Genomic DNA, 13,895 nt, shown 5'->3' on the forward strand with positions numbered 1-13,895 from the left:
TGAAACCCCCAGTTCGCTGCTATACCAGCCGTGCCGGGATCAGCCCCCGCAGAGAGTTGCCCATATGGATGGCTTTTGCCTGCTTCAGATCCTGAAGCCGCAGCACAGCCTCCTCGCACCTCCCCTGCGCCAGCAGCACCTGCCGCAGGATACCCGGCAGCAGGCCGCAAGACAGCGGCGGAGTGACCATCTGCCCGTCCGGGCGAGTGACAAAGAGATTGGTGATCGTGCCCTCGCAAAGCTCACCGAGCGCGTTCAGAAACAGCAGCTCATCCACCTCCTCCGGCAGGGCGGCGCGCGCGGCGTCATAGAGCGCGCGGCGGGTGGTTTTGTGCTGCAACCAAATATCCCCCGCGTCCAGCAGGGTCTCCGCGATGCCCAGACGCCATTGCGCCGGTGTCTGGCCAAGCGGCGCTGTGACCAGCGCCAGTTGCCCATCCACGCCCAGCGTGAGCCGACAGCGCAGCGGTGCTGTGCCGGTCACCTCAGCCAATACGCGCGCCGCCTCCTCAGGATCAAAGGCAAGGTCAAAGGCTGCCGCACTGCGCGCCAGTCGGGCCAGATGCTGCGACAGATGCCGGAACCCCTGCCCCGGATGCCAGCCCAGCGTCTCGATCAGGCGGAAAGCGGGATCGTTCTGGATGGCGTCACGCGGGCGAACCGGGCTTTCCATAGCGCTTCCTCATATTCGGATTCTGCGGTGCTGTCCCAGACCACGCCACCGCCCACGTTGAGCGTCGCGCGGCCCTCGTCGAGCATCAGCGTGCGGATGGCCACGTTGAATTCGGACGACCCATCCGGTGCCGCCCAACCGATTGTGCCGCAGTAGATATCGCGCGCCCAGGGTTCCAGATCGGCCAATATCTCCATCGACCGAATTTTCGGTGCGCCGGTAATGGACCCGCAGGGAAACAGCGCCGCGAAGATCTCTGCCAACCCGGCGTCGGGGCGCAATTTGGCGCGCACCATGGAAACCATCTGATGCACCGTCGCATAGCTCTCGACGGCAAACAATTCGGGCACATGAACCGAACCGGTCTCAGCCACGCGAGAAATGTCGTTGCGCAAGAGATCAACAATCATCAGGTTTTCAGCGCGGTTTTTCTCATCCTGACGCAGGAAGTCGCGGCGGCGGGCATCCTCCACCGGATCAACGCTGCGCGGCTGGGTACCTTTCATCGGGCGGGTCTCAATCACGCCCTCCGCATCGGTGCGGAAAAACAGCTCAGGCGAGCGGGACAACAGATCCGGCAGGTCGTTCTGTTCGATCAGGGCGCCGTAGCCGACAGCCTGTCTGGCTCTCAACGCTGCATAAAGTTCCTCGGCAGAACCATAGGCATCCGCATCAATCGGAAAGGTCAGGTTGGCCTGATAGATGTCGCCCTTGCCGATATTGCGGTTCACCTCGGCGAAGGCCTGGGCATAGCGGTCATAGGTCCAGCGGGGGGTGATGCCCTCCAAACCCGCATCGCCAGGGGGTAGGTCAGGCAATGCCCGATCCGTTTCACCAGAGGGCTCATCATAGACCCCGAAGCAGATCAGCGGCAGCCGCCGCTCCCTTGGCATCCGGCTCGCCAGTTTCGGTTCAAGCGCATAGCCCAGCTCATACGACGCGTAGCCCGCCAGCCAGTGCCCGGCATCGCGCGCCGTATCCAGCGCCGCCAAGGCCGCGGGCACATCGTCCGGCCCGTCCGCGCGAATGATGCGCAGCGGGGTGTCAAAACATGTGGCGGCCCCCTTTGGCCCCTGATCAAAGCGAATCCGCACGTCTGCCTGCTCCGTCTATCTTGCCTCTCCACATATATCCGTTCGCTATGCGAACAAAAGGCATGGATGCGGCATTTCCAATTCGGTTTCCGATCCCCCTTGAACCTTTCGGCGCGGTCCCTATAACGCAGGACAATTTGGGCGCACGGGGGTGCCCATGACTCGCGCAAATCAGAGGGATTCAGGCCATGCCGAAAAGAACCGATATCCAATCGATCATGATCATTGGTGCGGGGCCGATCATCATTGGCCAAGCCTGTGAGTTTGACTACTCAGGCGCGCAGGCCTGCAAGGCACTTCGCGAAGAGGGCTACCGGGTCATTCTGGTGAATTCGAACCCGGCGACGATCATGACTGATCCGGGTCTGGCGGATGCCACCTACATCGAGCCGATTACGCCCGAAGTGGTTGCCAAAATCATTGAAAAAGAACGCCCCGACGCACTGCTGCCGACGATGGGTGGGCAGACCGGTCTGAACACCGCGCTGGCGCTGGAAGAGATGGGCGTGCTGGCGAAATTCGACGTTGAGATGATCGGCGCCAAGCGCGAAGCCATTGAAATGGCAGAAGACCGCAAGCTGTTCCGCGAGGCGATGGATCGGCTTGGGCTGGAAAACCCCCGCGCCACAATCATCACAGCGCCGAAGAAAGACAACGGCAGTGCCGATCTGGACGCCGGTGTTCAGATGGCTCTGGATGAGCTGGAAGACATCGGCCTGCCCGCAATCATCCGCCCGGCCTTCACCCTTGGCGGGACCGGCGGTGGGGTCGCCTATAATCGCGAAGATTACATCCATTTCTGCCGCTCCGGCATGGATGCCTCACCGGTCAATCAGATCCTTGTGGATGAGAGCCTGCTGGGTTGGAAAGAATACGAAATGGAGGTGGTGCGCGACACCGCCGACAACGCGATTATCGTCTGCTCGATCGAGAATATCGACCCGATGGGCGTCCACACGGGTGATTCGATCACCGTGGCCCCGGCGCTGACGCTGACCGACAAAGAATACCAGATGATGCGCTCAGCCTCGATTGCGGTGCTGCGCGAGATTGGCGTGGAAACCGGCGGATCCAACGTGCAATGGGCGGTGAACCCTGCTGATGGCCGCATGGTGGTGATCGAGATGAACCCGCGCGTGTCGCGCTCCTCGGCGCTGGCCTCCAAGGCGACCGGCTTCCCGATTGCCAAGATCGCCGCCAAGCTGGCGGTTGGCTTCACGCTGGATGAGCTGGACAATGACATCACCGGCGTGACCCCGGCATCGTTTGAGCCGACCATCGACTATGTCGTCACCAAGATCCCGCGCTTTGCGTTTGAGAAATTTGCAGGCTCAGAGCCTTATCTGACCACCGCGATGAAATCTGTGGGTGAGACCATGGCCATTGGCCGTACCATCCATGAGAGCCTGCAAAAGGCGCTGGCCTCGATGGAGACCGGGCTCACAGGTTTTGATGAGGTGGCCATCCCCGGCGCCGAGGATGAGACCGACGGCAAAGCCGCAGTGATCAAGGCAATCAGCCAACAGACCCCGGACCGGATGCGCACCATCGCCCAGGCGATGCGCCACGGCTTGTCCGATGATGACATCCACGCAGTCACCAAATTCGACCCCTGGTTCCTGGCCCGGATCCGCGAAATCGTTGACGCGGAAGCCAAGATCCGCGCCGAAGGCCTGCCCCAGAACGAGCATGGTCTGCGCGCGATCAAGATGCTGGGCTTCACCGATGCGCGTCTGGCCAAACTGACCGACCAGAGTGAGAGTGACGTGCGCCGCGCCCGCCGCAACGCTGGCGTCACCGCCGTCTTCAAGCGGATCGACACCTGTGCCGCCGAATTCGAGGCCCAGACCCCCTACATGTATTCCACCTATGAGGCTCCGGCCTTTGGCGATGTGGAATGCGAGGCGCGCCCCTCGGACAAGAAAAAAGTCGTCATCCTCGGCGGTGGCCCCAACCGGATTGGTCAGGGGATCGAGTTTGACTACTGCTGCTGTCACGCCTGTTTTGCGCTGACCGATGCGGGCTATGAGACCATCATGATCAACTGCAACCCGGAGACCGTGTCGACCGACTATGACACCTCCGACCGGCTGTATTTCGAACCGCTGACGTTCGAACATGTGATGGAGATCCTGACTAAGGAACAGGAAAACGGCACCCTGCATGGCGTCATCGTCCAGTTCGGCGGCCAGACACCGCTGAAGCTGGCCAATGCGCTGGAAGAGGAAGGCATTCCGATCCTCGGCACCTCACCTGACGCCATTGACCTGGCCGAGGACCGCGAGCGGTTCCAGGCGCTGGTCAACCAGCTGGGTCTGAAGCAGCCGCGTAACGGCATTGCCTCCACCGACGCACAGGCAATTGAGATCGCAGAAGAAATCGGTTTCCCGCTGGTGATCCGCCCGTCCTATGTTCTGGGCGGCCGCGCAATGGAAATCGTGCGCGATATGGACCAGTTGAAGCGCTACATCGCGGAGGCGGTTGTGGTCTCCGGGGACAGCCCGGTTCTGCTCGACAGCTATCTCTCCGGTGCGGTGGAACTGGACGTTGATGCAATCTGCGACGGCACGGATGTGCATGTGGCCGGCATCATGCAGCATATTGAGGAAGCAGGCGTTCACTCCGGCGACAGTGCTTGCTCTCTGCCGCCCTACTCGCTGTCGAAAGAGGTGATTGCAGAGGTCAAGACCCAGACCAATGCGCTGGCCAAGGCGCTGAATGTGGTCGGCCTGATGAACATCCAGTTCGCGGTGAAACCCGATGCCGATGGCAATGAGGTGATCTACCTGATTGAGGTGAACCCGCGTGCCTCGCGCACCGTGCCGTTTGTGGCGAAATCCACCGACAGCGCCATCGCCTCCATCGCCGCCCGCGTGATGGCCGGTGAACCGCTGTCGAATTTCCCCAAGCGTGCGCCGTATGAGCCGGATGCCGGCTATGACGTCAACGTGCCGATGGCCGACCCAATGACGTTGGCGGATCCCGACATGCCCTGGTTCTCGGTGAAAGAAGCCGTGCTGCCCTTTGCCCGCTTCCCCGGCGTCGATACGCTGCTGGGGCCGGAGATGCGTTCCACCGGTGAGGTCATGGGCTGGGACCGCAGCTTTGCCCGCGCCTTCCTCAAAGCGCAGATGGGGGCCGGTATGGTGCTGCCCTCCGAAGGGCGCGCGTTCATTTCGATCAAGGATGCCGACAAGGGCACATTGATGCTGGATGCGGCGAAAATTCTGGTGGAACAGGGCTTTACCCTGGTCGCAACACGCGGCACCCAAAGCTGGCTGGACGGCCATGGCGTGCCCTGCGAGCTGGTCAACAAGGTCTATGAGGGCCGCCCTCATGTGGTCGATATGCTGAAGGACGGCAACGTCCAGCTGCTGATGAACACCACAGAAGGCGCGCAGGCCGTGCAGGACAGCAAGGACATGCGGTCCGTCGCGCTCTATGACAAGATCCCCTATTTCACCACCGCTGCCGGCGCCAATGCCGCCGCCCGCGCGATCAAGGCGCAGGCTGAGGGCGATGTTGAGGTGAAGAGCCTGCAGGGCTGATCAGCCGACATTGGCTGAAAACGAACCATTCAAAAGGCCCCGACAAACGTGTCGGGGCCTTTTTGCTATCGCAACTGCCGCTCTATTTCAGTAGCCCCAATATGGTCTCATGCGCCGGGCCTCTTCTGGCGCGCGGTGGCTGGACAAGGATAAGCTGGCGCCCGCTGTCCGCGATAAGATCCTTGAACGGACACATCAGGCTGCCCTGATCCAGCGCATCAGCAACCAATGCCTCATGCCCCATCAGCACACCGACTCCGGCAATCGCCTGCTGCAGGGCCAGGCTGTAGAGCGAATAGGCTGGGCCGCTGTCGGCATTTGGCAAAACCAGTCCGGTGCTCTTGCGCCACTGCGTCCAATCCCCGGCCCAGGTCTGATCCTGCAACAGCGCGACCTGTGACAGGTCTTCCGGATGGTTCAGCCCCGCAGCAACCGCCGGAGCGCAAACCGGAAAGATCCGGTCTCCCTGCAAGACCCGCGCTGCCTCCGGGCGCTCCTCAGGTGAGGCGTAGAAAATCGCAAAATCAAAGAGCTCACGGTTGAGATTTGGAGGTTCCTCCATCGCCGTGACGGAGATTTTCAGATCTGGCAGCGCCCTGCGCAAACGGTCGAGCCTCTGCGGCAACCACAGTTGCGCAATGGAAGGCAGGGCGGCGATATGCAGCTCCTGCACCGGTCGTAGCGATCGTAAGGCCTGCGTCGCGGCACCCAGCGCATCAAACGCGTCCACGAAGCTTGGCAACAGCGCCTGCCCCGCCGCGGTCAGCAACACCCCCTGCGGGTTGCGCTGAAACAACGGCGTGCCCGTCCAGTCCTCCAGCGCCTTTACCTGCTGGGACACCGCGCCGGGTGTCACCCCCAGTTCCTGTGCCGCAGCGACGAAACCATTGAGACGCGCGGCGGCCTCAAACGCCCGCATCGCGTTCAGAGGTGGGCCCTTGGGGCGTGGAGGAGAAACAGACATGGCAACTCGCTTCAGGCTTAGTTTTTCTACGCCAACAAATAGCAAATCTGGTTTGCCCGGTCACGCCCATCGGGCGCAAGGTGAGCACAGACAGAGCTATCCATAGATGGAGGATCAGATGCCCCAAGCGCCCAACAGCTGGCTTCCCGAAGCGAGTATCACCCGGATCGAGGACATCACCCGCGCCACGGCCGGTGCAGCGTCCGATCAATTGCTGGATCGTATCGCGACCCTGGTCGAAGAAAACCGTGTGATCCACGAGGAAGACTGCTTCAACCTCAACCCTGCCACCAATGTGATGAACCCAAAGGCGGAAGGCTTGCTGGCCTCGGGTCTGGGATCGCGACCGTCGCTGGGGCACCCCGGCGATAAATATGAGATGGGTTTAGAGGCCATTGAGGAAATCGAGGTCATTGCAGCGCGTCTTGCCTGCGAGGTCTTTGATGCGGAATTTTCAGAAATCCGGGTGCCATCCGGCGCGCTCGCCAATCTCTACGGCTTTATGGCGACCTGCCGCCCCGGCGACACCATCATCGCACCGCCTGCCAGCATCGGTGGACATGTGACCCATCACGCCGCCGGCTGTGCCGGGCTTTATGGGCTACGCAGTATCGAGGCGCCGGTGCTCGAAGATGGCTACACCGTCGATCTGGAGGCCCTTCAGCAGCTCGCAGAGCGGGAACGCCCCAAGCTGATCACCATCGGCGGCAGTCTCAACCTGTTTGAACATCCCGTTGCAGGCGTGCGTGCGATCGCGGATCAGATTGGTGCCAAAGTCATGTTTGACGCGGCCCATCAATGTGGGATCATTGCCGGGAAGGCCTGGGCCGATCCGCTGGCCGAGGGCGCCCATTTCATGACCATGAGCACCTACAAGAGCCTTGGTGGTCCTGCCGGTGGGCTGATCGTCAGCAACGATGCCGAAATCGCCAAGGCGCTGGACAGCATCGCCTTTCCCGGCATGACGGCGAACTTTGATGTGGCAAAATCCGCAGCCCTCGCGGTGACCCTGCTGGACTGGCGCGATCACGGCCGGGCCTATGCGTCCGAAATGATTGCGATGGCAAAGAGCCTTGCGATGGCGCTGGAGGCAGAAGGCCTGCCGCTGTTCAAAACAGCAGACGGCATCACCATGTCCCATCAGTTTGCGCTGCGCGCCGAGACCTATGGCGGCGGGCAGGCTGCATCGAAGCTACTGCGGAAGAGCGGATTTCTGGCCTGCGGTATCGGCCTGCCCCTGCCTGCGGTTAAGGGCGACATGAACGGTCTGCGGATCGGCACGCCAGAATTGGTGCGCTGGGGCATGACGAGCAAGGACTCCGCTGCACTGGCTGCACTGATCGCGGCAGCTCTGCGCGGGGAGGCGGTGCTGGATCAGGTTTCGGCTTGGCGGCGGCAATTTGATCGGCTTCATTTCATTCACTGACGTGGTTCCCGATCTCCAAAAAGCAAACCCCCCGAAGCAGATGCTCCGGGGGGTTTGTCTGACTGGACGCTGCCCACCTCCCACAGACGCTTTTGTGGGAAACGGAGCGGAGGCTGGGCAGGCCCAGCTCAGCCTGCGCGGCGCATTAGCCTGCGCAGTGATCCATCAAAGGTGGTGGCCAGCGACACCCGCTTGCGGCCGATCTGAGCCTTGGCCGAGATCACCGAAACCAGCAGCGGCGCTCCGCCTTTGCGCATCTGCAGCACAGGCGAGCCGGAGGCGCCGTATTCTACCCGACAAGAGGTCACCAGTGTTTCGCTTCTGGTCGACAGGATCCGGCAGCCTTGTTCACGGGCCGGGCGGGTGGCCTGATTGACGGTGTAGGAGAGCACATCAACACTGTCGCCCGGTGTTGGGGCTGCGGCCAATACGAAGGGTCGGATCTGGCTGCCTGCAATCGGACGATCCAGACGCAAGACCGCGATATCGCTGCCCGCTTCGCTGCGACTGGACCAGTTGTGACGATATCCGGGATGGACGACGGCTTTGACAACACGGCGCGATGCCTTGGCCCGGCGACCATTGAGACCGGCCTCGAATTTGATGTTTCGGGGGTTCACGGCCTGCCCGGTTTGCGGATTGTAGAGACAATGCGCAGCTGTCAGCACCAGATTGGGCGCGATCAGACTGCCGGTACACATATTGCGCCCAGCGATGTTGAGCCGTCCGACGGCTTCCCACCCCTGCACGGCCCTGACCCCTGAGGACTGCGCCTCGGCAGAAGGACTAAAGGTTGTACTTGAAATAATAGCGGCGGCGATAAGCCCGATAATGCGTTTCATGGTCCACTCCTATATTTCCCACATCGCCATCTTCGGGGTCGGCTGAGGCTGGAATGCGGCTTGGAGTTGTGGAGAGCTGTCAGAAAGGCGCGCAGAATGTGACATGTTTAACAATCAGTTAACGCGCACAGCGACTGCGGTCATAGGACTGCCACAGCACTATATTTTCCTTAACCTCTCTGAACATTTTTAGGGAAATTTCGCTCAAACATCGGAAAAAATGTCATTTTTCCAGCAAGGATTTCAGTGCGATTTTCCCTGTGGATACGGGCCTGGCGCTGAGATCTGGAAAGGAATCGCGGGGATTAAGGCGGAATTTGGCCCGCCAAACTGGCAATTGGGGCGAATCCTGTCGGTGCTTTGCCACCGCATAAGTCTTAAGAGATCACGCTCGGGTCATCGCCGGGTTTTGGGGCCGAAATACCAACCGCCACACCGGGATCCGCCTTGGACAGGGACCTTGCCGCGTAGCCTATGCCGGTCCAACACCTATCCAGCGGAGCCAACCCCGCAATCAGAAGGTGATCTGCACAACAAAAGAGCCCCGGTTCTGCAACCGGGGCTTTCTCTTGAAATATCAGGCGCCGTGGTCAGGCTGCTGCGGCCTGCTCGCGTTTTTCATCCCGCCCGAAGAAGATCAGATAGAACACAGGCGCGGCCACCAAGGTCAGGACAGTGGCAAAAGCCAGCCCCCCCATGATGGTGATTGCCATCGACACAAAGAAGGCATCGGTCAGCAGCGGTGCCATGCCAAGGATGGTGGTAACCGCCGCCAGCATGACCGGGCGCAGACGCGACACGGACGCCTCGACAATGGCCTCACGCAGCGGTTTGCCTTCCGCCCTGACCAGATCGATTTCCTCAACCAAGACAATACCGTTCTTGATCAGCATGCCAGAGAGGCTGAGCAGACCGAGAAGCGCGGTAAAGGTGAAGGGCATACCAGTTCCAAGGAGGCCAATCACCACCCCGTTCACCGACATCGGCACCAACAGCCAGATGATGATCGGTTGGCGGATCGCATTGAACAGCAGCACCGAAATTAGCACCATAATCAGGATCGTGACCGGCAGCTGCTTACCAAGGCTGGCATTGGCGTCGGCAGAGTTCTCATGCTCCCCGCCCCATTCCATGGTGTAACCCGCAGGCAGCTGGATCTCCTCAATGGTATCCTTGACTTGCGAGAACACGCTGGCTGCGGTCAGGTCTGCCGGAATGTCTGCACCAACGGTCAGCGTGGGCACACGATCACGGCGATGGACAAGAGTGTTTTCAACCACCACGCCAATCCCGTCGACCATCTGCTCAAGCGGCACAAATTTACCTGCCGCCTCAGAAAACACCAGCTGATCCATCAGATTATATTCACCAACCTCGGCACGGCGCAGAACGATTGGGATCAAGCGATCCCGCTCGCGGAACACACCCGCCCGCAGACCATCGGTGGAGAATTGCAGCGCATCCGCGATAGCCTCCCGCGTGACACCGGCGGTCTGCGCCCGGTCCGTGGCATAAATCGGCTTCAGCGTGATTTCCTGCTCGCGCCAGTCCTGACGCACACTCAGAATATCTGGTGTCGCCTGTTTCAGACGCTGCATTGCCTCCTCACCCAGCTGACGCAGCACCCGGGGGTCAGGCCCGGCAAACCGCACCTCAATCGGGGCGCCACCCCCGGGGCCAAAGACCAGCCGTTTGGTGCGGAATTCGCCCTCAGGGAAGCGCCCCTGACCAAAGGCCTCCAGATCCGCCTGCAGCGCCGGGATCGCCTCAAGGCTGGTGGCCCGGATGATGAGGTGCCCATAGCTGGGGGTTGGATCTTCGGAATCATAGGTCAGCATGAAGCGCGTGGCCCCCTGCCCGACAAATGTGCTCGTCGTTTCCACATCGTCCCGCTCTGCCAGCCATTCCTCAAACACACGCATATGCTGTGAGGTGGTCGTGATCGACGTGCCCTGCGGCAGCTTGTAGTGCACGAAGAACAAGGGCGTGTTGGAGTTGGGGAAGAACTGCTGCTTTACCTGGCCAAAGCCTATGAAGCACAGCACGGTGATCGCAATGAGTCCCGGCACCACAAACCAGCGCAGTGTCAGCGACAGCCGCAGAATCTTGCTGTAGGTGCGGAACAGGATCCCGGAATAGGCATCATGATCGTCACCGCTCCCCTGTTTGAAGAAATAGTGAGCCAGAAGCGGCGTTGCCGTCAGCGCCAGAAGCCAGCTGAGCAGCAGCGAAATACCAATCACCGCAAACAGCGAGAACATGAACTCACCGGTTGAATCCGGGCTGAGGCCGATACCGGCAAAGGCCATGATGCCAATGACGGTTGCCCCCAGCAGCGGGATCTGGGTTTTCGATGCCGCCTCATGCGCAGCCTCGCGAGAATTCCGCCCGCGCGCCATGGAGATCTGCATACCTTCCGCCACAACGATGGCGTTATCCACCAGCATCCCCATCGCGATGATCAACGCGCCAAGGGAAATCCGCTCCATTTCAATGGAGAAGAAATTCATGAACATCAGCGTTCCGACAACCGTGAGCAACAGCGTGGTGCCCACAACGATGGCAGCCCGCCAGCCCATGAAGATCGCCAGCACGATCACCACGATGCCGACCGACATCGCAAGATTCACCAGAAAGTCATTGGACGCCTGATCGACGACGACATGCTGCTGGTAAATCGGCTTCAGCTCAACACCGTAAGGGATCTGACTGTCCAGCTCAGCCAGACGCGCGTCCACCCGCTGGCCCACCTCAACGATATTTTCTGTCGCCAGACCTGCAACCCCGATGGTGAATGCCTCGACACCGTCAAAGCGGATGATCTGGGACGGATCATCCACCCGGCCACGATGGACATCGGCCATGTCGATAATATTGATGACCTCGCCCTGAGACCCCACGGTAAGACCCGCAATTTCCGTCACGGAGTCGGAGCCTTCCGGAGCGCTGACGCGCGTCTGCACCGGCCCATTGTCAACTTGGCCCGCAGAACGCACCGAATTGGCCGTGGCCAGAGCGTTCGACACTGCATTGATCGGAATGTTCTGGTTTACGGTGATCGCCATCTTCGGTTCGACAAAGATCGCCTCTTCCGGCAGGCCCGCGATTTCGACATCGGCCACGCCATCCACCGCCAGCAGTTCACGGCGCAGGAAGGTCGCCAGTTCGTGGCGCTCTGCATCAGTGTACCCCTCGGCTGTCACCGCATAGAAGACGCCGAACACATCCCCGAACCCGTCATTGACGAACGGCGCGCTGACCCCCTCAGGCAGTTCGCGTGCCGCATCTTCGACCTCGCTGCGCAGCTTGGTCCAGAGGGCCGGCAGCTCACTTCCGTCAAAGGTGTCCTGCATCTCAACGTCGATGCGCGAAAGCCCAGGCTGGTTCATTGAGGTGATCTGTTTCACCTCTCCCATTTTCTGGATCGCCGATTCCAGCGGTTCAGAGACTTCAAGCGCCACCTGCTCAGCGCTGGCACCAGGATATTGGGTGATGACCACCGCCTGTTTGATGGTGAAGGCCGGGTCTTCGAGCCGTCCGAGGTTCAGGAACCCCCAGATCCCACCAAACAGCGCGGCAAGCATGATGAGCCATGTATAAAGCGGCCGATTGATCGACCCGCGTGCAATGTCCATGAGATCCGCCCTCAGTTGGTGAAGCCGGTGAAGCGGCGCACAGCCTCACCATCGGCGAGCGCGCCGCCACCGGTCAGCACGATTTCTTCACCGCCCTGCAGACCGGAGGTGATCTCAATCTGGCCACCATCGGTGGCGGAGGTTTCAACCTTGGTCCAGGTCACGGTGCCCTCATCCCCACCTTTGGGTGAAAACAGCATCAGGCCGGGCTCCCCATTGGCGGCGGGCACAATTGCGGTCGGTGGAACCACGATGGCTGATAACCCGGTATCCACAGTGACCCGTACGGTCGTGGACGCGCCGGGGAAGACCTGGCGGTCCTTTGGCGGATCCAGGCGGAAGGTCACGCGATAGGTCTGGCCAACGCTGCTGGCCTCGGCATCGAATTCCAGAATTTCCAGCGGATATGCGGTATCGCTGTTTGGAAAGGTTGCGGTGATCGTCAGGGCGTCATTGTCTTCCCCCTGCTGGAACAGCACTTCAGGCACATCGACCTCAATGTGGAGTTCCGACATGTCGTGCAAACGCACAACCGGCGCCCCAGCGCTGACGGTGCTGAACAACGCTACCTCACGGCTGGAAACCAGCGCATCAAAAGGGGCGTTCAGAGTTGCATGTTCCAGCGCGTAATCCGCATCCCGCAGGGCAATCCGCGCCAGACCCGCCTGGGTCTCGGCATCGTCGATAGAGACCTGGCTGACGGTGCCAGTCAGTTTTTCCAGACGTGTGACCGTGCGATCTGCCTGTTCCTTCTGCAGCTGCGCCTGACCAAGTTTCAGCTCAAACGGTTCAAGGTCCAGTTCAGCAACCAGCGCCCCCTTTGGCACAAAGGCACCTTCGGTCACCGGAAACTTCACCACCTGACCGCCAACCTGGAACGCCAGATCAACCGTTTCCTTGGCGGCGACCTGACCGTAGAACTCGCGGTGGATTGGCATCGCACCGGACTGTGTTTCCATCAGTTTGACCGGTTTCAGGACATCCGCGGCAAGTGCCGGTCCCCCCGCCAACATCAGCGCGGCGATACCAGCGATGACTCTCGAACTCAGCTGCATAAGTTACTCCTTCCGAAGCGGATTCGCGTCCGCCGCTACAACAGTGTCATGGATTTTGGCCGAAAAGGCCGCAAATTGTTGGATTTCGTCCCGATCAAGCCCGGAAATGCGCTGAAACAGCTCAGACATCGCCGCCACCAGGCGATCTCGCTTGATCAGGCCATCTGGCGTTAGTGACAAAAGCCAGGCGCGCCGGTCCTGAGGATCGCGGCTGCGCCGGATCAACCCTTGCCGTTCCAGACGGTCTGCTGCCGCGGTCACCGAAGAGGGAACGGTCTGCAGCATTCGTGCCAGCTCCCCCATGCGGGATGGGGTCCCAAGACGCACCAGGATGTGACATTCCATCCGGCTCAATTCGGGCATGTCAACGCTGTCTTCGATGCAGGCCTCAATGCGCCAATAGAGCGCAAAAACACCCAACATCGCGCTGACCTCCGGACGGGTCCCACGTGCATGCTGGGCTGTGTCATCGTCAAAAATCTTGTCGGAGTCTCGAATCATTCCGCCACCGCCTTCAGGGGGCATATACTTCAAAATTCGAACTATTCAAGGAAGGAAGTTTCCTGAGGGCCTCAAACCGGCTGCGGCCCCCTGCCTGTGGCGTTGACGTAGGAGCAGCTATTGCCATGAGCAATGGCGCCAGACTTGACCTGACAGG

General features: G+C 60.6%; 9 protein-coding genes. 2 read left to right on the plus strand and 7 right to left on the minus strand.

Annotated features, from left to right (window positions below):
* Positions 1 to 19 precede the first annotated feature (19 nt).
* On the minus strand, positions 20 to 673 hold the full coding sequence (locus D1820_RS07160; RefSeq protein WP_118068363.1) for an aminotransferase class IV family protein: 654 nt from the start codon (positions 671 to 673) through the stop codon (positions 20 to 22).
* Entirely contained in the window at positions 616 to 1,767 is a 1,152-nt protein-coding gene (locus tag D1820_RS07165; RefSeq protein ID WP_118068364.1) for an aminodeoxychorismate synthase component I, read from the minus strand. The genes D1820_RS07160 and D1820_RS07165 overlap by 58 nt, the downstream gene beginning before the upstream one ends.
* A 188-nt stretch (positions 1,768 to 1,955) precedes the next feature.
* Between D1820_RS07165 and carB the strand changes: the two genes are divergently transcribed.
* On the plus strand, positions 1,956 to 5,315 hold the full coding sequence (gene carB, locus D1820_RS07170) for a carbamoyl-phosphate synthase large subunit (protein ID WP_118068365.1): 3,360 nt from the start codon (positions 1,956 to 1,958) through the stop codon (positions 5,313 to 5,315).
* Positions 5,316 to 5,397: 82 nt separating this feature from the next.
* Here carB and D1820_RS07175 read toward each other — a convergent pair whose 3' ends face one another.
* Positions 5,398 to 6,279 carry a LysR substrate-binding domain-containing protein gene (locus tag D1820_RS07175; protein ID WP_118068366.1) on the minus strand — a complete coding sequence of 294 codons (882 nt, stop codon included), beginning with the start codon at positions 6,277 to 6,279 and terminating at the stop codon, positions 5,398 to 5,400.
* Positions 6,280 to 6,397: 118 nt separating this feature from the next.
* Here D1820_RS07175 and glyA point away from each other — a divergent pair, with 118 nt between their 5' ends.
* The gene (gene glyA / locus D1820_RS07180) at positions 6,398 to 7,705 is read left to right on the plus strand and encodes a serine hydroxymethyltransferase (RefSeq protein ID WP_118070090.1); all 1,308 of its coding nucleotides are present in this window, start codon (positions 6,398 to 6,400) and stop codon (positions 7,703 to 7,705) included.
* A gap of 128 nt (positions 7,706 to 7,833) precedes the next feature.
* On the opposite strand, the gene D1820_RS07185 is transcribed toward glyA, so the two are convergent.
* From D1820_RS07185 to D1820_RS07200, 4 genes are all read right to left on the minus strand, one after another.
* Positions 7,834 to 8,547, minus strand: coding sequence for a serine protease (locus D1820_RS07185; RefSeq protein WP_118068367.1), 714 nt, complete (start codon positions 8,545 to 8,547; stop codon positions 7,834 to 7,836).
* A 590-nt stretch (positions 8,548 to 9,137) separates the two neighbouring features.
* Complete coding sequence (locus tag D1820_RS07190; protein WP_118068368.1) at positions 9,138 to 12,182, minus strand: efflux RND transporter permease subunit; 3,045 nt, start codon at positions 12,180 to 12,182, stop codon at positions 9,138 to 9,140.
* 11 nt (positions 12,183 to 12,193) lie between these two features.
* Positions 12,194 to 13,237 carry an efflux RND transporter periplasmic adaptor subunit gene (locus tag D1820_RS07195; protein ID WP_118068369.1) on the minus strand — a complete coding sequence of 348 codons (1,044 nt, stop codon included), beginning with the start codon at positions 13,235 to 13,237 and terminating at the stop codon, positions 12,194 to 12,196.
* A gap of 3 nt (positions 13,238 to 13,240) precedes the next feature.
* Positions 13,241 to 13,738 carry a MarR family winged helix-turn-helix transcriptional regulator gene (locus tag D1820_RS07200; protein WP_118070092.1) on the minus strand — a complete coding sequence of 166 codons (498 nt, stop codon included), beginning with the start codon at positions 13,736 to 13,738 and terminating at the stop codon, positions 13,241 to 13,243.
* Positions 13,739 to 13,895: the final 157 nt, after the last annotated feature.

Source organism: Phaeobacter sp. LSS9 (genome assembly GCF_003443595.1).
Classification (GTDB): Bacteria; Pseudomonadota; Alphaproteobacteria; order Rhodobacterales; family Rhodobacteraceae; genus Phaeobacter; species Phaeobacter piscinae.

Coding starts and splice junctions, on each gene's coding strand:
- D1820_RS07160 (WP_118068363.1), bottom strand. CDS start 673: ATGGAAAGCCCGGTTCGCCCGCGTGACGCCATCCAGAACGATCCCGCT.
- carB (WP_118068365.1), top strand. CDS start 1,956: ATGCCGAAAAGAACCGATATCCAATCGATCATGATCATTGGTGCGGGG.
- D1820_RS07175 (WP_118068366.1), bottom strand. CDS start 6,279: ATGTCTGTTTCTCCTCCACGCCCCAAGGGCCCACCTCTGAACGCGATG.
- glyA (WP_118070090.1), top strand. CDS start 6,398: ATGCCCCAAGCGCCCAACAGCTGGCTTCCCGAAGCGAGTATCACCCGG.
- D1820_RS07185 (WP_118068367.1), bottom strand. CDS start 8,547: ATGAAACGCATTATCGGGCTTATCGCCGCCGCTATTATTTCAAGTACA.
- D1820_RS07190 (WP_118068368.1), bottom strand. CDS start 12,182: ATGGACATTGCACGCGGGTCGATCAATCGGCCGCTTTATACATGGCTC.
- D1820_RS07195 (WP_118068369.1), bottom strand. CDS start 13,237: ATGCAGCTGAGTTCGAGAGTCATCGCTGGTATCGCCGCGCTGATGTTG.
- D1820_RS07200 (WP_118070092.1), bottom strand. CDS start 13,738: ATGATTCGAGACTCCGACAAGATTTTTGACGATGACACAGCCCAGCAT.